Source organism: Burkholderia anthinoferrum, assembly GCF_002925705.1.
Taxonomy (GTDB): domain Bacteria; phylum Pseudomonadota; class Gammaproteobacteria; order Burkholderiales; family Burkholderiaceae; genus Burkholderia; species Burkholderia semiarida.
The window spans coordinates 16,096-36,165 of the sequence record NZ_LFZP01000011.1; the positions used below are offsets into that span (position 1 = coordinate 16,096).

Sequence of the window (20,070 nt, forward strand, 5' to 3'; positions counted from 1 at the left end):
AATGAGCAAACAACTGCAAGACGCATACATCGTCGCCGCCAGCCGCACGCCGATCGGCAAGGCCCCGCGCGGTGTCTTCAAGAACACGCGCCCCGACGAGCTGCTGGTTCACGCGATCAAGTCGGCGGTCGCTCAGGTGCCCGGCCTCGACACGAAGGTGATCGAGGACGCGATCATCGGCTGCGCGATTCCGGAAGCGGAGCAGGGCCTGAACGTCGCGCGCATGGGCGCGCTGCTGGCGGGCCTGCCGCAGACGGTCGGCGGCGTGACGGTCAACCGCTTCTGCGCGTCGGGCATCACCGCGCTGGCGATGGCGGCCGACCGCATCCGCGTCGGCGAATCGGACGCGATCTTCGCGGGCGGCTGCGAATCGATGAGCATGGTGCCGATGATGGGCAACAAGCCGTCGATGTCGCCGCACATCTTCGATCGCAGCGAAGACTTCGGCATCGCGTACGGGATGGGCCTGACGGCCGAGCGCGTCGCCGAGCAGTGGAAGGTGAGCCGCGAGGACCAGGACGCGTTCTCGGTCGAGTCGCACCGCAAGGCGCTCGCCGCGCAGCAGGCCGGCGAGTTCGGCGACGAAATCGCCGCGTACACGATCACCGAGCGTTTCCCGAACCTCGCGACCGGCGAGGTCGACGTGAAGACGCGCGAAATCAAGCTCGACGAAGGTCCGCGCGCGGATACGTCGCTCGAAGGCCTCGCGAAGCTGCGCACGGTGTTCGCGAACAAGGGCTCGGTCACGGCCGGCAACAGCTCGCAGACGTCGGACGGCGCGGGTGCGCTGCTCGTCGTGTCGGAGAAGGTGCTCAAGCAATTCAACCTGACGCCGCTCGCGCGCTTCGTGAGCTTCGCGGTGCGCGGCGTGCCGCCGGAAATCATGGGCATCGGTCCGAAGGAAGCGATTCCGGCCGCGCTGAAGGCCGCCGGCCTGAAACAGGACGATCTCGACTGGATCGAACTGAACGAAGCGTTCGCCGCGCAATCGCTGGCGGTGATGCGCGACCTCGGCCTCGATCCGTCGAAGGTCAACCCGATGGGCGGCGCGATCGCACTGGGCCACCCGCTCGGCGCGACCGGCGCGATCCGCGCGGCGACCGTCGTGCACGGCCTGCGCCGCCGCAACCTGAAGTACGGGATGGTCACGATGTGCGTCGGCACCGGCATGGGTGCGGCGGGCATCATCGAGCGCCTGTAAGCGAGGCGCGGATAAAAGCGACGACGGTGCGCGGGCCACGAGCTCGCGCACCGTTTTTTCATTCCGGTAGAGACAGTCAAAGGAGACGGTTGTGGCCGACATTCAAGTGGAACGCGCCGACGGCGTGATGACGATCACGATCGCGCGCCCGGCGAAGAAGAATGCGCTGACGGCGGCGATGTACCAGACGATGGCCGACGCGCTCGCCGACGCGCAGGAAGACAAGGCGACGCGCGTGATCCTGCTGCGCGGCAGCGACGGCAATTTCAGCGCGGGCAACGATCTCGAGGATTTCCTGAAGTCGCCGCCGAAGGACGACACCGCCTCGGTGTTCCAGTTCCTGGCGCGGATCAGCAGCGCGAGCAAGCCGATCGTGGCAGCGGTGCCGGGCATCGCGGTCGGCGTCGGCGTGACGATGCTGCTGCACTGCGATCTGGTCTACGCGGCCGACACCGCGACGTTCTCGCTGCCTTTCGCGCAGCTCGGGCTGTGCCCGGAAGCCGCGTCGAGCGCCCTGCTGCCGCGCCTGGCCGGCCATCAGGTCGCCGCCGAGAAGCTGCTGCTGGGCGAGGCGTTCGATGCGCTGGAAGCGCACCGGATCGGCATCGTCAACCGCGTGCTGCCGGCGGCGGAGCTCGACGCATTCGCGGCGAAGCAGGCGGCGAAGCTGGCGGCGCTGCCGGCGGCATCGCTGCGTGTGACGAAGGCGCTGCTCAAGGATACGGGCGGCGTGGCGACGCCCGCGCGGATGGCCGAGGAAGCGCGCCATTTCGCCGCGATGCTGCGCGCGCCGGAGGCACGCGAGGCGATGACCGCGTTCTTCGAGAAGCGCAAGCCGGATTTCCGTCAGTTCGACTGACGTAGCAGGCCGCGCCGGCGGTGGCTTGCCGGCGCGGCTCGGACCGCGATCAGGCCGTGCCGTAGTCGACGTGGCCCGTTTCGCGGCAGAAGCTGACGAGCCGCAAGCCGGCCGCCTTCGCGATCTCGATCGCGAGCGACGACGGCGCGGAGATGGTCGCGACCAGCGGGATGCCGACCCGTGCGGCCTTGCGTACCAGCTCATAGCTCGCGCGGCTCGACAGGAACACGAAGCCGTCGGTGGTATCGGCACGCGACAGCACGAGCGAGCCGATCAGCTTGTCGAGCGCATTGTGGCGGCCGATATCCTCGAATGCCGTGCGGATCGCGCCTGTTGCGTCGCACCACGCGGCCGCATGCAGGCCGCCGGTCAGTTTCGTGAGCGCCTGATGCGCCGGCAGCGCATGCGCGGCGCGCGCCAGCGCATCGGGCGCGAGGCGCGCGAGAAAGCCGGTATCGGGCACGCGTTCGGGCGCGAGGTCGAGCAGGTCGATGCTTTCGATGCCGCACACGCCGCAGCCCGTGCGCCCGGCGAGCGCACGGCGCCGGTCCTTCAGCGCGGCGAACGCCTGCTGGACGACTTCCAGGTGGACTTCCGCGTGCGGCAACGGCGCATCGGCATGCAGGATCACCTCGATGTCCTTGATGTCGCTGCCGCGCGCGACGATCCCCTCCGAGATCGCGAAGCCGACCGCGAACGCTTCGAGGTCGCATGGCGTACACATCATCACCGCGTGCGAGATGCCGTTGAAGACGAGTGCGACCGGCCATTCCTGGCCGACGAAGTCGTGCGCGGTTTCGACCGCGCCGCCGCGCGTGCGGCTCACGGGCAGCTCGATCGCGCCGCGCGGCTCATCGCGCAACGCGTCGCGCGGATCGTCTGATTGGGTCGGATTCACGAGCACTCCCGTTGATTCGACGCACGGCCGGCGACGATCGTGCCGCCGCCCGCGCGCAGAGGTTCTAAAATACCCCAGGCAAGCCGGCCGCGCCGGCATCCGCCACGTCAGGTAACGACCATGGGACTCAGCGACGCTCCGTTGCTCTTCAACTTCGAACACGATTCGTCGGAAAACTTCACGTACATCCCGATGATCGTGCGTTTCAATCTCGACCGCTTCGGGCTGCGGATTTCGCTCGAACAGTGGCAACTGCTGCCGCTCGAGGATCGCAAGCTGCTCGCGCGCTTCCCGGCCGACGACGACACCGCGATCGAGCCCAACTTCGATCATGCGTTGTTCGAAATGCTGCGCACGCACGCCGATCTGGAGCCGTCATGGTTTCAGCCGGACGAGCAGCCGGCCTGGCGCGACGTCGACACGGTGCCGGAGTCGCTCGTGCAGCAAAGCGCGCTGGCCGGGCTGCCGGCGCCCGCGCTCGCGCAGTGGCAGCGGCTCGCGCCGTTCCAGCGCTACGTGCTGGTGAAGCTGTCGCGCAAGCCGAAGCTGAATCACGATTTCCTGCCCGCGATGCGGGAGTTCGGGCTGACGGCCACGCACTGACGGCCGCCTGCCGCGCCGCGGCGCGTGCCCGCGTCAGAGCGGCGGCAGTTGCCGCGGCTTGCGGTCCGGGCCGGTCGCGACGTAGGTGAGCGTCGCCTCGGTGACCTTCACGACTTCGCCCATCAGGCGCATGCGCTGCGCGTACACCTCGACGTCGACCGTGATCGACGTGTTGCCGGTGCGCATGATCGTGGCGTAGAAGCTCAGCAGATCGCCGACGAATACCGGCTGCTTGAACACGAACGAGTTGACCGCGACCGTCGCGACGCGGCCGTTCGCGCGCTGGCTCGCGGGGATCGAGCCGGCGATGTCGACCTGCGACATGATCCAGCCGCCGAACACGTCGCCGTGAACGTTCGCGTCGTGCGGTTGCGGGACGACGCGCAGCGCGGGCTGCTTCTGCGGGAGTTCGAGGGTCGAATCGGTCATGGCGGGGGCTTTCATCCTGTAATAAATGGGCCGCCGCGCGCAGGCCGGCCGGCAAGGCCGCCGGCAGCGGCGCGAAGCGGCTTCTGCGACAATACAACGTTCGCAAATTGTACGAGAAAGCGCGCGAGCCGGCCGTCGATACGCGCGTCCGGCATCGCCGCAGGACCTTTTCCCCATGCGCCGATTTCCCGCTTCCGGCGAGCCCGCGCCGGCTTCGACCGGGCCCCGCAACGACTGGCAGACGATCCGGTCGCTGCTGCCGTACCTGATCACCTACAAATGGCGCGTCGCGCTCGCGCTTGGCTGCCTGATCGGCGCGAAGGTCGCGAACCTCGGCGTGCCGGTCGTGATGAAGCGCATCGTCGACCACCTGTCCGCCGTGCAGCAGCTCACCGCGCTCGGCCGCGCCGAGCAGTCGGCCGGCATCGTGCTCGCGGGCGGCGTCGGGCTGCTGGTCGTCGCGTACGCGCTCGTGCGGCTGTCGACGTCGCTCTTTACCGAGCTGCGCGAGATCCTGTTCTCGAAGGTCACGGAGAGCGCAGTGCGCCAGCTCGCGCTGCAGGTGTTCCGGCACCTGCACGGGCTGTCGCTGCGGTTTCATCTCGAACGCCAGACGGGCGGCATGTCGCGCGACATCGAGCGCGGCACGCGCGGCATCCAGCAACTGATTTCGTATTCGCTGTACAGCATCCTGCCGACGCTCGTCGAGGTCGGGCTCGTGCTCGGCTTCTTCGTGGTCAAGTACGAGGCGTACTACGCGTACGTGACGTTCGCGGCGCTCGTCACGTACATCGTGTTCACCGTGAAGGTCACCAACTGGCGCACGCACTTCCGCCGCACGATGAACGAGCTCGATTCGCGCGCGAACTCGCGGGCGATCGATTCGCTGATCAACTACGAGACGGTGAAGTACTTCGGCAACGAGGAATGGGAGGCGCAACGCTACGACGAGAACCTGAAGCGCTACCGGAAGGCCGCGATCCGCTCGCAGAACTCGCTGTCGGTGCTGAACTTCGGCCAGCAGGCGATCATCGGCACGGGGCTCGTGTTCATCCTGTGGCGCGCGACGCAGGGCGTGCTTGCGGGCAAGCTGACGCTCGGCGATCTCGTGCTGATCAACACGTTCATGCTGCAGCTGTACATCCCGCTGAATTTCCTGGGCGTCGTCTATCGCGAGCTGAAGCAGAGCCTCACCGACATGGATCGGATGTTCGGGCTGCTGTCGGCGCCGAAGGAAGTGGCCGACCGGCCGGATGCGCCGCCGCTCGCGGTGGCCGGCGCGCAGGTGCGCTTCGAGCACGTGAACTTCGCGTACGAGCCGTCGCGGCCGATCCTGCACGACGTGACCTTTACGATCGAGGCCGGCACGACGACCGCGGTGGTCGGCCACAGCGGTTCGGGGAAATCGACGCTGTCGCGGCTGCTGTTCCGCTTCTACGATCTCGACCGGCAGACGGGCGGCGCGATCCGGATCGACGGGCAGGACATTCGCGACGTCACGCAGGAATCGCTGCGCGCGTCGATCGGGATCGTGCCGCAGGACACCGTGCTGTTCAACGACTCGATCTACTACAACATCGCGTACGGCCGGCCGACGGCGAGCCGCGACGAGGTGGTCGCGGCCGCGCGCGCCGCGCACATCCACGATTTCATCGAGAGCTTGCCGAAGGGCTATGACACGCCGGTCGGCGAGCGCGGGCTGAAGCTGTCGGGCGGCGAGAAGCAGCGCGTCGCGATCGCGCGCACGCTGCTGAAGGATCCGCCGGTGCTGCTGTTCGACGAAGCGACGTCGGCGCTCGATTCGCGCTCGGAACGCGCGATCCAGCACGAACTCGACCAGATCGCGCGGCATCGCACGACGCTCGTGATCGCGCACCGGCTGTCGACGGTCGTGCACGCGCAGCAGATTCTCATGATGGATCACGGGCGGATCGTCGAGCGCGGCACGCACGACGAACTCGTGCGCGCCGACGGGCTGTATGCGCAGATGTGGGCGCTGCAGCAGCAGCGCGCGGCAGCCGGCGGGGAAGAGGCCGAGGCCGCGTAACGGCTTGCGGGTGTGCTGCGTGCCGTGGCGCGCAGCGGGCGGCCGGCACGACGGTGCGCGGCCGTCCGTCGGCTCCGCTCAGCCCGCGGCGCGCAGGCGCGCGTCCAGCTCGCCGAGCTGCGCGGGCGTGCCGACGTTCTCCCAGATCCCTTCGTACAGTTCGCCGCTCGCGTGGCCGGCCTCGATCGCCGCGCGGTAGTACGGCGTCAGCGCGCGCCGCGTGCCGGGCGCGAGATCGCGGAACATCCGTGTGTCGTACAGGCCGATGTTGCCGAACGTGAAGCGCGCGGCGCCATCGAGCGCGAGACGGCCGTCGTCGCCGAGCGCGAAGTCGCCGGCCGGGTGGAACGGCGGGTTCGGCACCATCACGAGGTGCATCGCCGGCGTGTCGAGTGCGGCCATCCGGGCGGCGCGCGGCGCGAGCGTCCGGTAGTCGAAGGCGCAGTACACGTCGCCGCTGACGGCCGCGAACACGGTCGGTTGGCCGTCGCGCTCGATGAGCGGCAGCGCCTGTGCGATGCCGCCGGCGGTTTCCAGCGCTTCGCCTTCGGCCGAATACGCGATCCGCACGCCCCAGCGCGAACCGTCGCCCAGCGCGGCCTCGATTCGTTCGCCGAGCCACGCATGGTTGATCACGATCGTGTCGATGCCCGCCCGCGCGAGCGCCTCGATCTGCCACACGATCAGCGGCTTGCCGCCGGCTTCGAGCAGCGGCTTCGGGCAGGTGTCGGTCAGCGGACGCATCCGTTCGCCGCGTCCGGCGGCGAAGATCATCGCCGTGGTCAGGGTAGGGCTCATGTTCGGCTGGGTGTAAGGGCGCTCAGAATGTATAGCCGACGTCGGCCGGCGCGTTGCCCTCGAGCTCGTCGAGCAGCTTCGCGAACGGCACGAGCGGGCGATAGCGCAGCGCGACCTTGCGCGCATACGCGAGGAAGCGCGGCAGGTCGTTCAGGTAGTGCGGCTTGCCGTCGCGGTAGTTGATGCGCGCGAACAGGCCGAGGATCTTGATGTGGCGCTGCAGGCCCATCCATTCGAGCTGGCGGTAGAACTCGCCGAAGTCGGGATCGACCGGCAGGCCGGCCTTTTTCGCCTTTTCCCAGTAGTACGCGAAGCAGTCGAGCTCGAATTCCTCGTCCCAGCTGATGAACGCGTCGCGCAGCAGCGACACGACGTCGTACGTCAGCGGCCCGTACACGGCGTCCTGGAAGTCGAGCACGCCCGGGTTCGGCTCGCAGACCATCAGGTTGCGCGGCATGAAGTCGCGCAGCATGAAGCCTTGCGGCTGCGCGTGCGCGCTCGCGACCAGCAGCGCGAACGTGCGGTCGAGCGTGCCGCGCATCGCGTCGGTGACGGGCTTGCCGAGGTGGCGGCCGACGAACCATTCGGGCATCAGCTCCATTTCGCGGCGCAGGAACGCTTCGTCGAACGGCGGCAGCACGTCGGGCTTCGACGTGAGCTGGAAGCGGATCAGCGCGTCGAGCGCCGCGCGCATCAGCGGCTTTGCGGCGGCCGGGTCGGCCGGATCGAGCACCGAGATGTACGACGTGCGGCCGAGGTCCGTCACGAGCATGAAGCCCGCGTCGAAATCGTGGGCGAGCACGTCCGGCACGTGGTCGCCGGCCGCGGCGAGCAACTGCGCGACCTGGACGAATTCGCGGCACTTCTCGGGCGGCGGCGCGTCGACGGCGATCAGCGTGCCGCCGGGGCTCGCGGCGGACGCGACGCGGAAATAGCGGCGGAAACTGGCGTCCGACGACGCGGGCGCGAGGGTTGACAGATCGAGGGCGTAGCGCCCGGCGAGCGGGCGCAGCCACGCGGTGAGCGCGTCGAGGCGGGCGTCGGGCTGGGATGCGGCGGATGGGGGCGTCATGAAACTCGGCGGAGGGGGGAACGTCTTGCCATATAATACCCCACGACTTTTTTGACGCGCCCCGCGTCAGCTTCCGCCGTGCAGGCCCGCGCCTGTCGCGACGTCCGCCCGATCGCCTCCCCGGTTTGCGAAGAGCCGCAGTCGCGGCTCGACGGCGCGGCCCGCCGCGCGCGAAGGTGCCGTGCAGGCGCGGTTGACAAGGGGCGATTCGCCAAACGATAGATGCCGCCCAAACCGCTATTCCCGAATGTTTTCCCCGGTGACGGGGCGCCGCGCAAACGGCGGCTCGCGCTCGCGCTCCTGGCCGTGCCCGGCCTCGTGCCGGCCGTGTCGTACGCGCAGCTGTCGGGCGCCGCTGCGCAGCCGCAGCCGCTCGACTCGCCGTGGGATCTGCGTCTCGCACCCCAGCTCGAGGATCATCCGCTGAAGGACGGCGCGAAGCCGGCCGCGTTCGTGATCGCCGACCACACGAGCGGCACCGCCGAGCAGGATCTCGCCGCGAAGGGCTCCGCCGAGCTGCGGCGCGGCGATGCCGTCGTGAAGGCCGACGCGATCCACTACGATCAGGATACCGACATGGCCGATGCGTACGGCCAGGTCAAGGTGATCAACGGTGGCACGTCGTTCGCGGGCCCCGAGGCGCACCTGAAGGTCGAGGCGAACCAGGGCTTCATGACCGCGCCGAAGTATCACTTCAACGTGACGGGCGGGTCGGGCAGCGCGGAGCGCGTCGACATGGTCGACAACGAGCGCTCGGTGTTCGTCAACGGCACGTATACCGCATGCCAGTGCGCGACGAATCCCGCGTGGTACATCAAGGGCAGCCGCTTCGACTTCGATACGGGTGCCGATGAGGGCACCGCGCGCAACGGCGTGCTGTTCTTCCAGGGCGTGCCGATCTTCGCGAGCCCGTGGATGACGTTCCCGCTGTCGGGCGAGCGGCGCAGCGGCCTGCTGCCGCCGACGTTCTCGGTGAACTCGAGCAACGGCTTCGAGCTGTCGCTGCCGTACTACTTCAACATCGCGCCGAACCGCGACCTGACGCTCACGCCGCGCATCATCTCGCGGCGCGGCGTGATGGCCGAGGCGACGTTCCGCTATCTGTCGCCGTCGTATTCGGGCACGTTCACGGCCAATTACCTGCCGGACGACCGGCTCGCGCACCGCAACCGCTACGCGATCTACTGGCAGCACCAGCAGAACTTCGGCGGCGGTTTCGGCGGCTACGTCTATTACAACAAGGTCTCGGACAACACGTATCCGGAAGACCTCGGGTCGGCGAACCAGTTCATCAACGGGACGCAGACGCTGTACCAGCAGGAAGCCGGCCTGACGTACAACAACGGCCCGTGGTCGGTGCTCGCGCGCTACCAGCACTGGCAGACGCTGCCGCCGTCGATCGCGCCGTACAGCCGCGAGCCGCAGTTGAACGTGAAGTACACGAAGTACAACGTCGGCGGCTTCGACTTCGGCGCGGAAGCCGATTATTCGCGGTTCCGCATCACGACCGCCGACGCGACCGAAGGCGACCGCATCGTCTTCAATCCGTACATCTCGTACGGCGTGTACGGGCCCGGCTACTTCGTCGTGCCGAAGGTCCAGTACCACTTCGCGTCTTACGACCTGAACTACCTGTCGTCGACCACGCCGAACAGCCCGAAGCGCTTCACCGAGTCGATCCCGACCGTGAGCTTCGACACGGGCCTGATCTTCGACCGTTCGGTGCGCCTGTTCGGCCAGGACTTCATCCAGACCCTCGAGCCGCGCCTGTACTACGTGTACACGCCGTATCGCGACCAGTCGAACGCGCCGCTGTTCGACACCGCGGAATCGGACTTCGGCCTCGCGGAGATCTACCAGCCGAACACGTTCGTCGGCAACGACCGGATCGCCGACGCGAACCGGATCACGGCCGGCCTCACGTCGCGCTTCATCGATCCGCGCACCGGCGACGAGCGCGCGCGCTTCGTGATCGCGCAGCAGTACTACTTCGCGGATCAGCGCGTCACGCTGACGCCCGGGCAGAGCGCCGTGCTGGCGCGCCACTCGGACCTGATCGTCGGCGCCGCGCTGAAGCTCGGCTCGGGCTTCATGTCGGAAACGGCGTTCCAGTACAACCAGAACAACAACCAGCTCGTGAAGTCGAGTATCGGTTTCGGCTACAGCCCGGGCGAGCGCCGCGTGATCAACGTCGGCTACCGCTATACGCGCACGAACACCACGCTCGACAACCAGCCGATCAACCAGTTCCTGGTGTCCGCGCAGTGGCCGCTCACGCGCCGCCTGTATGCGATCGGCCGCTTCAACTACGACTTCGCCGGAGATCGCGTGGTCGACGGTCTGGTCGGCTTACAATACGACGCGGATTGCTGGGCGCTCGGGGTCGGAGTGCAGCGGGCCGCGAACGGCATCAATACGTCGGGACAGCAGAACTCGTCGACGCGATTCATGATGCAGCTGACGCTCAAGGGCTTGTCGACCATCGACAACGGCCTCGTGTCCGCATTCCGCGCCGGGGTGCCGGGCTACACGCCGTTGCCGCCGCCGCCGCCGCCGATGTCCCGCTTCAGCAACTACGAGTAACGCCGGCATGTCTGCACCGGTCAGCACGATTTCAATGGAGTTTCAGTGGCAATGAAGAAAACCCTTCGTTTCGCGGCAGTCGTGTCCAGCCTCGCCGCGTCCGCCGCGCTGCTCGCCGCCGCGCCCGCTGCGGCGCAGGCGCTCGGTTCGCAAGGTGCGCAGCTCGCCGACGAAGTCGTCGCGGTCGTCAACAACGACGTGATCACCGGCCGCGAACTCGACCAGCGCGTCGGCCTGATCGCGCGCCGGCTGCAGCAGCAGAACGCGCCGGTGCCGCCGGCCGACCAGTTGCGCGCGCAGGTGCTGAACCAGATGGTGCTCGAGCGTATCCAGGTGCAAAAGGCCAAGGACGACGGGATCCGCATCGACGACGCGACCGTGCAGGCCACGCTGCAGCGTCTCGCGCAGGCGAACGGGATGACGCTCGACCAGTATCGCGCGCGTCTCGAGGCGCAAGGCGTGCCGTGGAGCATCTTCACGAACGATGCGCGTACCGAGCTGATGCTGTCGAAGCTGCGCGAGCGCGAAGTCGACGGCAAGATCACGGTGTCGGACGCCGAGGTCGCGAACTACATCGCGAGCCAGCGCGGGCCGAACGCGGCGCAGCAGCAGGACCTGCGCTTCCAGCACATCTTCATCAAGGCGCCCACCAACGCGCCGCAGGCCGACATCGAAGCCGCGCAGAAGAAGGCCGAAGCGCTGCTGCAGCAGGCGAAGTCGGGCGCCGATTTCGAGCGCCTCGCGAAGAACAACTCCGAAGCGAACGACGCGAAGAAGGGCGGCGATCTCGGCTTCAAGGCGCCGAGCGCGCTGCCGGCCGACGTCGTCGACGCCGCGTCGAAGCTGCGCCCGGGCCAGGTCAACCCGACGCTGATCCGCGTGCCGGACGGCTTCGAGATCGTGCGCCTCGTCGACCGCCGCCAGAGCCAGGGCGCGAGCGCCGCGGCGCCGAAGATCGTGCAGACGCACGTGCGCCACATCCTGCTGCGCGTTGGCGAAGGCAAGTCGGAAGGCCAGGCGCGCCAGCAATTGAGCGACATCCGCAACCAGGTCGAGGCCGGCGGCGATTTCGCGAAGTTCGCGCGCACCTACTCGCAGGACGGCTCGGCGTCGCAGGGCGGCGATCTGGGCTGGATCAGCCCGGGCGAGACCGTGCCGGAATTCGAGCGCGCGATGAACAGCCTGCAGGACGGCCAGATCAGCCAGCCGATTCGCACCGAGTACGGCTACCACCTGATCCAGGTGCTGAGCCGCCGTGAAGCGGAAGGGTCGGTGCAGCAGCAGATGGACATCGCCCGTCAGGCGATCGGCCAGCGCAAGGCCGAACAGGCCTATGCCGACTGGCTGCGCGAGCTGCGCGATTCGTCGTACGTGCAGTACAAGATCGGCGGCGTCGGCCCGGCGAACTGAGCGAGCGTCGGATGACCATGCCCGCGCTGCAGATCGCGATCACGACCGGCGAACCCGCGGGGGTCGGCCCGGAGCTGACTGTGCAGGCGCTGCGTGACGCCGCGCAGCGCTGGCCCGACGCGCATTTCACCGTGCTCGGCGATGCGGCGCTGCTCGATGCGCGGGCGGCGGCGGTCGGGGCCGACCCGGCCACGCTGGCGGGCGGCGCGCAGGTGTCGGTCGCGCATCACGCGCTGGCCGCGCCCGCGCAGGCGGGCAAGCTGGACGCGGCGAACGGCCGGTACGTGCTCGGGTTGCTCGACGCGGCGATCGACGGCGCGCTGGCGGGCCGGTACGACGCGATCGTCACCGCGCCGCTGCAGAAAAGCACGATCAACGACGCGGGCGTGCCGTTCACCGGCCATACCGAATACCTGGCCGAACGCACGCATACGCCGCGCGTCGTGATGATGCTGGCCGGCACCGGCCACCGGCCGCTGCGCGTCGCGCTCGCGACCACGCACCTGCCGCTGAAGGACGTATCGGCCGCGCTGACGATCGACGGGCTCGTCGAGACGCTCGCGATCATCGATCGCGACCTGCGGCGCGATTTCGGTCTCGCCGCGCCACGCATCCTCGTGACGGGCCTGAACCCGCACGCGGGCGAGAACGGTTATCTCGGCCGCGAGGAGATCGACGTGATCGAACCGGCGCTGGCCCGCGCGAACGCGCAACGCATCGACGCGCGCGGCCCGTATCCGGCCGACACGCTGTTCCAGCCGCGCCATCTGGCCGATGCCGATTGCGTGCTGGCGATGTTCCACGACCAGGGCCTGCCCGTGCTGAAGTACGCGACGTTCGGCGAGGGCATCAACGTGACGCTCGGGCTGCCGATCATCCGCACGTCGGTCGATCACGGCACCGCGCTCGATCTGGCCGGCACGGGCCGCGCGGATCCGGGCAGCATGATCGCCGCGCTCGATACGGCCGTCACGATGGCGCGCCATCGCCGCGCAGCCTGACGCCGCAGGCTTACTCCTTTCGTCGTATTTTTCGTTTTACTGAGTCGATGTCGAACAGCAGACAGCACCAAGGCCATTTCGCGCGCAAGCGCTTCGGGCAGAACTTTCTCGTCGATCACGGCGTGATCGACTCGATCGTCGCGACGATCGGCCCCGCCCGCGGCCAGCGGATGGTCGAGATCGGCCCCGGGCTCGGCGCGCTGACCGAGCCGCTGATCGAGCGCGTCGCGACGCCCGAGTCGCCGCTGCACGCGGTCGAGCTCGACCGCGACCTGATCGGGCGCCTGCAGCAACGCTTCGGCGCGCTGCTGGAGCTGCACGCGGGCGACGCGCTCGCGTTCGACTTCCGCTCACTCGCGGCGCCCGGCGACAAGCCGTCGCTGCGGATCGTCGGCAACCTGCCGTACAACATTTCCAGCCCGCTGCTGTTCCACCTGATGACGTTCGCCGATGCGGTCATCGACCAGCATTTCATGCTGCAGAACGAAGTCGTCGAGCGGATGGTCGCGGAGCCGGGCACGAAGGCGTTTTCCCGGCTGTCGGTGATGCTGCAGTACCGTTACGTGATGGAGAAGATGCTCGACGTGCCGCCGGAATCGTTCCAGCCGCCGCCGAAGGTCGATTCGGCGATCGTCCGGATGATTCCGTACGAGCCGCACGAACTGCCGGACGTCGATCCCGGGCTGCTCGGCGAAATCGTCACCGCCGCGTTCTCGCAGCGCCGCAAGATGCTGCGCAATACGCTCGGCGACTACCGCGAGACGATCGATTTCGATGCGCTCGGCTTCGATCTCGCGCGCCGCGCGGAGGACGTGAGCGTGGCCGAATACGTCGGCGTCGCGCAGGCGCTGGCGGCGGCGCGCAAGGCCGGATGATGCGCGTGGCGCGAGCCGCTCATCGGCTGTATCGAAGAGGCTGCCCGACGGGCAGCTTTTTTATTGCCCGCGCGTCTTGCGCCGGTCGTCACGCCCGCCGGCGCGGCGGCGCGTTGACGAGCGCGATGCCGGTCAGCACGAGCGCGGCAGCGGACATGAAGCGCCAGCCGACGGATTCACCGAGCAGCAGCACGCCGAACGCGACGCCGAACAGCGGCGACAGGAACGTGAAGACGGACAGCCGGGACGCGCTGTAGCGCGTCAGCAGCCAGAACCACGACAGATAGCTGACGAACGCGACGATCACCGACTGGTAGGCGAGGCTCGCCACCGCAATCGGCGTCACGTGCGCGAACGACATCTGGCCGAACAGCGCGGCGAGCGCGACCAGCACGACCGCCGATACCGCGAGCTGATAGAACAGCGTCTTGCTCGCGCTGGCCCGCGCGAGCGCCGTCGAGCGTACGACGACCGTCGTCGCGGCCCACATCGCGCCGCCGAGGATCCCGAGCGCGTCGCCGGCGAGCCCGGCCAGTACGGACGCGCCGGGCGCGCGCGGCTTCAGGAAGCCGTCCGCGAACGCGAGCGCGATGCCGGCGAATGCGATGCCCACGCCGGCCCATTGCGTGCGCTGCAGCCGCTCGCCCGGTGCGAACAGGTGCAGGCCGAGCGCGGTGAAGCACGGCGCCGTGTACAGGAAGATCGCCATGTGCGACGCGCTCGTCAGCGTCAGCCCGAAGAACACGCAGACGAATTCGCCGGCGAACAGCGCACCGGCCGCGAGGCCCGCGCCGAACGTGCCGTCCGCCTGGAACAGCGGCGTGCCGCGCGTGCGGGCCCAGCCCCACAGCAGCAGCGTGGCGATCGCCGAGCGCAGCCCGGCCTGGAACATCGGCGCGATCGCGGCGTTCGTGCTCTTGATCGCGACCTGCTGGAAGCCCCAGATCGCGCACAGCAGCAGCATCAGGCCGACGGCGCGCGTATCGAGTGCGCGGCGCACGGGGGCGGCGGCAAGCGGGCTCATCGACGTGCCTCGCGGGTCCGGTGCGGTGGCGGCGAGGTGAGGCGGGCGGCGCGTCCGGTGCGCTCGGATGGGCGGTTTCGCACGGCAGGGTGGCGGTACGGAAGAGTGGGTGGTCGCGGTCGGGCGGTGGCACGCGTGCCCGATTTTGGTGCGAAGTGGAAGGATGTTACCCGATCGACGCGGTGGCCGGGTGAGTCGGATCGTGCTGTTTCCCGCCGCGGCGCTCGCTCGTGCTCGTGCGGCTCAACCGCTGCACCGCCCGGGCGCGCGCCGGCCGGCCGTCCCCGGCGCGATTCACCCGACTCCGGTAGAATTTCCGGTTCTGGAAAGTCCCCACAGGAGTACAACACATGCGTTTGCTGCATACGATGCTGCGAGTCGGCGATCTCGACCGCTCGATCAAGTTCTACACCGAATTGCTCGGCATGAAGCTGCTGCGTCGCGAGGACTATCCGGAAGGCAAGTTCACGCTCGCGTTCGTCGGCTACGAAGACGAGCGCACGGGCACCGTGATCGAGCTGACCCACAACTGGGACACGCCGTCCTACGATCTCGGCAATGGCTTCGGCCATCTGGCGGTGGCGGTCGACGATGCGTACGCGGCCTGCGAGAAGATCAAGGCGCAAGGCGGCAAGGTCACGCGCGAGGCCGGCCCGATGAAGCACGGCACGACCGTGATCGCGTTCGTCGAGGATCCGGACGGCTACAAGATCGAGTTCATCCAGAAGAAGTAAGCGCGGGATGAACCGGGCCGCGGCGTGCGATGTGCGCCGCGCCAACGAAAAAGGGCGATGCGGGGTAATCCGCATCGCCCTTTTTCGTTGGCGGCGAAGCCGTGCGCGTCAGAGCGACGGCAGCAGCTCGGGCGGGTGATGCTTGAGCGTGTGCCGCGCTTCGCGGAACTCGGGGAAGATCGATTCGACGGTCTGCCAGAAGGCCGGGCTGTGGTTCATCTCGCGCAGGTGCGACAGCTCGTGCGCGACGACGTAGTCGATGATCGACATCGGGAAATGAATCAGCCGCCAGTTCAGGCGGATCTTGCCGTCGCTCGAGCAACTGCCCCAACGCGTCGCGGCCGACGACAGCGCATACATCGAATACGTGACGCCGAGCTTTTCCGCATAGACCGCGAGGCGTTCGCCGAAGATGCGTTTCGCTTCGCCCTGCAGCCAGCCCTGCACGCGATCCTTGATCTGCTGCATGTCGGCCTGCACGGGCAGCGGCAGCGACAGCCGCTGCGCATCGGCATCGAACGCGACGGCGCCCGCGCCGAGCGCGATCGTCACCGTCTTGCCCAGATACGGCAGTTGCGCGCCGTCACGCCAGTCGATCTGCGGCAGCGCGCGCTGCTCGGTGCGCGTCTTCCATTCCGCGAGCTTCGCGAAGATCCAGCGCTGCTTCTCGGCGATCGCCGCCTCGATGTCGGCGAGCGTGACCCAGCGCGGCGCGGTGATCGACAGCCCGCTGCCGTCGATCGTGAAGCCGATCGTGCGGCGCGCCGAGCGCTTGAGCCGGTATTCGAGCACGCGGCTGTCGAGCGCGAACGTGCGCACGCGCGAGCGATCGGGCGCCGGACCGGGATCGAGCGGCGCGGCAGGGGCGGCGATGTCGGGCGGCGCCGGCGGGGCGGCGGGCGCCGACGGCGGCGCGGCCGGCCCGTCGAAGAGCGGCAGGTCCATCTGGCGATGATCGAGGGCCACGACGGCAGGCCGTGGCCGCGGACGCTGTTTCATCAGTTCGCTTCTTTTTGTCGTACGCAACGGCTGCAATCCGGGGCGTCAGGCGCGCGCGGCATCGCGTGTGCCGGCGTTGCCCGCCTGACGATACGCATCGGGATCGATGCGGCGCATTTCCGCTTCGATCCAGGCTTCGACCTGCGAGTTCAATACGTCGGGCGTCTTGCCTTCGACCGGAATCGGCTTGCCGATCGACACGGTGACGACGCCCGGGAATTTCGTGAACGAGTTGCGCGGCCACACACGACCTGCATTGTGCGCGATCGGCACGACCGGCGTGCCGGTTTCGATCGCGAAGCGCGCGCCGCCCGTCTTGTACTTGCCCTGCTTGCCGACCGGCGTGCGCGTGCCTTCGGGAAACATGATCATCCATGCGCCTTCCGACAGGCGCTTCTTGCCCTGGCGGATCACCGAATTGAACGCGTTCTTGCCTTCCTTGCGGTTGATGTTGACCATGTGCAGCAGCCCGAGCGCCCAGCCGAAGAACGGCACGTACAGCAGCTCGCGCTTGAACACGTAGCAGAGCGGCTTGGGCATCAGCGCCGGAAACGCGAGCGTCTCCCACGCGGATTGGTGCTTCGACAGCAGCACGGCCGGGCCGTCGGGCAGGTTCTCCATCCCTTCGATCCGGTAGCGGATGCCGTTCAGCCAGCGCACGACCCACAGCGTCGACTTGCACCAGCCGGCCGCCATCCAGTAGCGTGCGTCGGGGCGCATGAACGGGAACGCGATGAAGCACGCGGTGGCGTACGGCACCGTGTACAGGATGAAGTAGATCAGCAGCAGCAGGGAGCGAACGAAGCGCATCGGCGTGAGTCTGGCGTTGGGGAGGATGCGCGCGGCAGCCGCATCACTCGTGTTCGTGTGAAAGAAAATCGAGCGCGAACGCGCGCAGGTCGTCGTGGACCTTCGTGCCGGGCGGCAGGTTGCCCGCGGCGAGCGTCTTCTTGCCCTTGCCGGTCAGCACGAGGTGCGGCTGGAAGCCGACCGCGACGCCGGCGAGCAGGTCGCGCAGCGAATCGCCGACGACCGGCGTGTGATCGGGATCGATCTCGAAGCGCTCGGCGATCATCTGCATCATGCCGGGCTTCGGCTTGCGGCAGTCGCAGTGATCCTCGGCCGTGTGCGGGCAGAAGAACACCGCGTCGATGCGCGCGCCGACGGCAGCCGCCGCGCGATGCATCTTCAGGTGCATCTCGTTGAGCGCGGCCATGTCGAACAGCCCACGACCGATGCCGGACTGGTTGGTCGCGACGACCACGCGATAGCCCGCATGGTTGAGCCGGGCGATCGCCTCGAAGCTGCCGGGCAGCGCGATCCATTCGTCGGGCGTCTTGATGAACGCATCCGAATCGACATTGATCACGCCGTCCCGGTCGAGGACGACGAGCTTTCGGTTGGGGCTGATCGGCATCGTGCGGCCCTTATGCGGCGAGCTTCGAGATGTCGGCGACGCAGTTCATCTGCTGGTGCAGCGCGGACAGCAGCGCGAGACGGTTCGCGCGCAGCGCCGGATCGTCCGCGTTGACCATCACGTCGTTGAAGAACGTGTCGACCGGCGCGCGCAGCGCGGCGAGCGCCGACAGCGCGCCCGTGTACGCGCGCGCCTCGAGCTGCGACTGCACGTGCGGCGTGACGGCCGCGAGCTGTTCGTGCAGCGCCTTTTCCGCGGCCTCGACGAGCAGCGTCGGCTGCACCGCGCCGTTCGCGCCGCCTTCCGACTTCTTCAGGATGTTCGAGATCCGCTTGTTCGCGGCCGCGAGCGCTTCGGCTTCCGCGAGGCGCGTGAATTCGCGCACCGCGTCGAGGCGCGCGACGAGATCGTCGATGCGCGTCGGGTTCAGGCTCAGCACCGCGTCGATTTCGCCGGCCGAATAGCCGCGCTCGCGCAGCAGGCCGCGCAGGCGATCCATGAAGAACGCGAAGATCGCGTCGGTCGATTCGGCGACGCCCGGCACGCCGTCGAAGCGTGCATGGGCCGTGCGCAGCAGCGACACGAGATCGAGCGGCAACTGCTTCTCGAGCAGCAGGCGCAGCACGCCGAGCGCGTGGCGGCGCAGCGCGAACGGATCCTTCTCGCCGGTCGGCGCGAGGCCGATGCCCCAGATGCCGACGATCGTTTCGAGCTTGTCGGCGAGCGCGACGGCGGTCGATACCGGCGTGGTCGGCAGCGCGTCGCCGGAAAAGCGCGGCTGGTAGTGCTCGGCGCACGCGAGCGCGACGTCGTCGGCCTCGCCGTCGTGGCGCGCGTAGTACGTGCCCATCGTGCCCTGCAGTTCCGGGAACTCGCCGACCATGTCGGTCAGCAGGTCGGCCTTCGCGAGGCGCGCGGCGCGCTTCGCGTGCGCGGGATCGGCGCCGATCGCCGGGGCGATCTCGCCCGCCAGCGCCTCGAGGCGCTCGACGCGTGCGAGCGCCGAACCGAGCTTGTTGTGATAGACGACGTTCGCGAGCTGCGGCACGCGATCGGCGAGCGGCTTCTTCTTGTCCTGCTCGAAGAAGAACTTCGCGTCGGCGAGGCGCGGGCGCACGACGCGCTCGTTGCCTTCGACGATCTCGCCCGGCGTCTTCGTCTCGATGTTCGACACGATCAGGAAGCGCGAGCGCAGCTTGCCGGCGACGTCGGTCAGCGCGAAATACTTCTGGTTCGTCTGCATCGTGAGGATCAGGCATTCCTGCGGCACCTGCAGGAATTCGTCCTCGAAGCGGCACGGGTAGACGACCGGCCACTCGACCAGCGACGTCACTTCGTCGAGCAGCGATTCGGGCATCACGACCGTGTCGCCGTTCGCATGTTCGTTCAGTTGCGTGCGGATCGTTTCGCGACGATCGGCGAAGTGCGCGATCACGCGGCCCTTGTCGCGCAGCGTGTCGGCGTACGCGCGCGCATGCTGGATCGCGACGAGGCCGTCGGACAGGAAGCGGTGGCCGAGCGTGGTGTCGCCGGCATCGACGCCGAACGCGGTGACGGGCACCACGCGGTCGTCGTGCAGCACCGTCAGGCGATGCACCGGGCGCACGAACTTCACGTCCGTGCCGTCCGGGCGCTGGTACGTCATGAATTTCGGGATCGGCAGCTTCGCGAGCGCTTCGTCGAGCGCGGCCTGCAGGCCGTCGGCGAGCGTGGCGCCGGCCGCCGAGTAGTTGATGAAGAACGCTTCGGCCTTGCCGTCCTGCGCGCGCTCGAGATCGGCGATCGACAGGTTCGGGTGGCCGAGCGCCGCGAGCTTCTTCGCGAGCGGAGCCGTCGGCTTGCCTTGCGCGTCGAGCGCGACCGACACGGGCAGGACCTTTTCTCGGACCTGTCTGTCGGGCGCGACGGCGCGTACGTTCTGCACGACGACGGCGAGCCGGCGCGGCGTCGCGTAGCGTTCGAACACGAGTTCGCCTTCGACGAGGTCGCGCGCGGCGAGGCGTTGTGCGATACCTTCGGCGAATGCGTCGCCGAGGCGCGCGAGGGCCTTCGGCGGCAGCTCTTCGGTCAGCAGTTCGACGAGCAGGGGGGCGGGATGATTGTGCGTCATGTCTGGAATA

The 20,070-nt window shown here is 68.4% G+C and carries 18 protein-coding genes; 9 read left to right on the plus strand and 9 right to left on the minus strand.

Translation table 11 applies throughout. From position 1 onward, the window contains the following. Nucleotide 1: 1 nt before the first annotated feature. Nucleotides 2–1,201, plus strand: a complete 1,200-nt coding sequence (locus tag C5F75_RS04010) for an acetyl-CoA C-acyltransferase (protein ID WP_059642934.1) — start codon at nucleotides 2–4, stop codon at nucleotides 1,199–1,201. Between the two features lie 91 nt (nucleotides 1,202–1,292). Further along, the gene (locus tag C5F75_RS04015; protein WP_104011910.1) at nucleotides 1,293–2,060 is read left to right on the plus strand and encodes an enoyl-CoA hydratase; all 768 of its coding nucleotides are present in this window, start codon (nucleotides 1,293–1,295) and stop codon (nucleotides 2,058–2,060) included. A 49-nt stretch (nucleotides 2,061–2,109) separates the two neighbouring features. On the opposite strand, the gene fdhD is transcribed toward C5F75_RS04015, so the two are convergent. Continuing rightward, entirely contained in the window at nucleotides 2,110–2,964 is an 855-nt protein-coding gene (gene fdhD, locus C5F75_RS04020; RefSeq protein ID WP_104011911.1) for a formate dehydrogenase accessory sulfurtransferase FdhD, read from the minus strand. A gap of 114 nt (nucleotides 2,965–3,078) precedes the next feature. Between fdhD and C5F75_RS04025 the strand changes: the two genes are divergently transcribed. After that, complete coding sequence (locus tag C5F75_RS04025) at nucleotides 3,079–3,561, plus strand: nitrate reductase associated protein (protein ID WP_059642940.1); 483 nt, start codon at nucleotides 3,079–3,081, stop codon at nucleotides 3,559–3,561. 33 nt (nucleotides 3,562–3,594) lie between these two features. On the opposite strand, the gene C5F75_RS04030 is transcribed toward C5F75_RS04025, so the two are convergent. Continuing rightward, nucleotides 3,595–3,990, minus strand: a complete 396-nt coding sequence (locus tag C5F75_RS04030) for an acyl-CoA thioesterase (protein ID WP_006485741.1) — start codon at nucleotides 3,988–3,990, stop codon at nucleotides 3,595–3,597. A 175-nt stretch (nucleotides 3,991–4,165) separates the two neighbouring features. Between C5F75_RS04030 and C5F75_RS04040 the strand changes: the two genes are divergently transcribed. Continuing rightward, nucleotides 4,166–6,037 carry an ABCB family ABC transporter ATP-binding protein/permease gene (locus C5F75_RS04040; protein WP_104011912.1) on the plus strand — a complete coding sequence of 624 codons (1,872 nt, stop codon included), beginning with the start codon at nucleotides 4,166–4,168 and terminating at the stop codon, nucleotides 6,035–6,037. A gap of 78 nt (nucleotides 6,038–6,115) precedes the next feature. Here the strand turns inward: C5F75_RS04040 and murU are convergent, their stop codons facing one another. Both murU and C5F75_RS04050 read right to left on the minus strand, forming a co-directional pair. Next, nucleotides 6,116–6,835 (minus strand): N-acetylmuramate alpha-1-phosphate uridylyltransferase MurU, encoded by a 720-nt coding sequence (murU, locus tag C5F75_RS04045; protein ID WP_104011913.1) that lies wholly within the window; start codon nucleotides 6,833–6,835, stop codon nucleotides 6,116–6,118. A 22-nt stretch (nucleotides 6,836–6,857) separates the two neighbouring features. Continuing rightward, the gene (locus tag C5F75_RS04050) at nucleotides 6,858–7,907 is read right to left on the minus strand and encodes an aminoglycoside phosphotransferase family protein (RefSeq protein WP_059642949.1); all 1,050 of its coding nucleotides are present in this window, start codon (nucleotides 7,905–7,907) and stop codon (nucleotides 6,858–6,860) included. A 222-nt stretch (nucleotides 7,908–8,129) separates the two neighbouring features. Here C5F75_RS04050 and C5F75_RS04055 point away from each other — a divergent pair, with 222 nt between their 5' ends. The 4 genes from C5F75_RS04055 to rsmA are packed head-to-tail and all read left to right on the plus strand — an operon-like array spanning nucleotide 8,130 to nucleotide 13,776. After that, nucleotides 8,130–10,490 (plus strand): LPS-assembly protein LptD, encoded by a 2,361-nt coding sequence (locus C5F75_RS04055; RefSeq protein WP_089465126.1) that lies wholly within the window; start codon nucleotides 8,130–8,132, stop codon nucleotides 10,488–10,490. Between the two features lie 51 nt (nucleotides 10,491–10,541). Beyond that, nucleotides 10,542–11,900 (plus strand): peptidylprolyl isomerase, encoded by a 1,359-nt coding sequence (locus C5F75_RS04060; RefSeq protein WP_059578719.1) that lies wholly within the window; start codon nucleotides 10,542–10,544, stop codon nucleotides 11,898–11,900. Nucleotides 11,901–11,911: 11 nt separating this feature from the next. Then, a complete protein-coding gene (gene pdxA / locus C5F75_RS04065; protein WP_060314975.1) occupies nucleotides 11,912–12,901 on the plus strand; it encodes a 4-hydroxythreonine-4-phosphate dehydrogenase PdxA in 990 nt (329 codons plus the stop codon). A gap of 47 nt (nucleotides 12,902–12,948) precedes the next feature. Further along, nucleotides 12,949–13,776, plus strand: coding sequence for a 16S rRNA (adenine(1518)-N(6)/adenine(1519)-N(6))-dimethyltransferase RsmA (gene rsmA, locus C5F75_RS04070; protein WP_059578714.1), 828 nt, complete (start codon nucleotides 12,949–12,951; stop codon nucleotides 13,774–13,776). A gap of 88 nt (nucleotides 13,777–13,864) precedes the next feature. On the opposite strand, the gene C5F75_RS04075 is transcribed toward rsmA, so the two are convergent. Continuing rightward, a complete protein-coding gene (locus tag C5F75_RS04075) occupies nucleotides 13,865–14,800 on the minus strand; it encodes a DMT family transporter (RefSeq protein ID WP_104011914.1) in 936 nt (311 codons plus the stop codon). Between the two features lie 350 nt (nucleotides 14,801–15,150). Between C5F75_RS04075 and gloA the strand changes: the two genes are divergently transcribed. Further along, entirely contained in the window at nucleotides 15,151–15,534 is a 384-nt protein-coding gene (gloA, locus tag C5F75_RS04080; protein ID WP_059578709.1) for a lactoylglutathione lyase, read from the plus strand. A 108-nt stretch (nucleotides 15,535–15,642) separates the two neighbouring features. Here gloA and C5F75_RS04085 read toward each other — a convergent pair whose 3' ends face one another. From C5F75_RS04085 to glyS, 4 genes are read right to left on the minus strand one after another with little or no spacing between them, the layout of a single operon-like run. Next, complete coding sequence (locus tag C5F75_RS04085) at nucleotides 15,643–16,533, minus strand: M48 family metallopeptidase (protein ID WP_060966681.1); 891 nt, start codon at nucleotides 16,531–16,533, stop codon at nucleotides 15,643–15,645. Nucleotides 16,534–16,578: 45 nt separating this feature from the next. Next, on the minus strand, nucleotides 16,579–17,343 hold the full coding sequence (locus C5F75_RS04090; protein WP_059578704.1) for a lysophospholipid acyltransferase family protein: 765 nt from the start codon (nucleotides 17,341–17,343) through the stop codon (nucleotides 16,579–16,581). Between the two features lie 43 nt (nucleotides 17,344–17,386). Beyond that, nucleotides 17,387–17,950, minus strand: a complete 564-nt coding sequence (gene gmhB, locus C5F75_RS04095) for a D-glycero-beta-D-manno-heptose 1,7-bisphosphate 7-phosphatase (protein ID WP_060314991.1) — start codon at nucleotides 17,948–17,950, stop codon at nucleotides 17,387–17,389. A gap of 10 nt (nucleotides 17,951–17,960) precedes the next feature. Then, a complete protein-coding gene (gene glyS / locus C5F75_RS04100; RefSeq protein ID WP_059642974.1) occupies nucleotides 17,961–20,060 on the minus strand; it encodes a glycine--tRNA ligase subunit beta in 2,100 nt (699 codons plus the stop codon). Nucleotides 20,061–20,070: the final 10 nt, after the last annotated feature.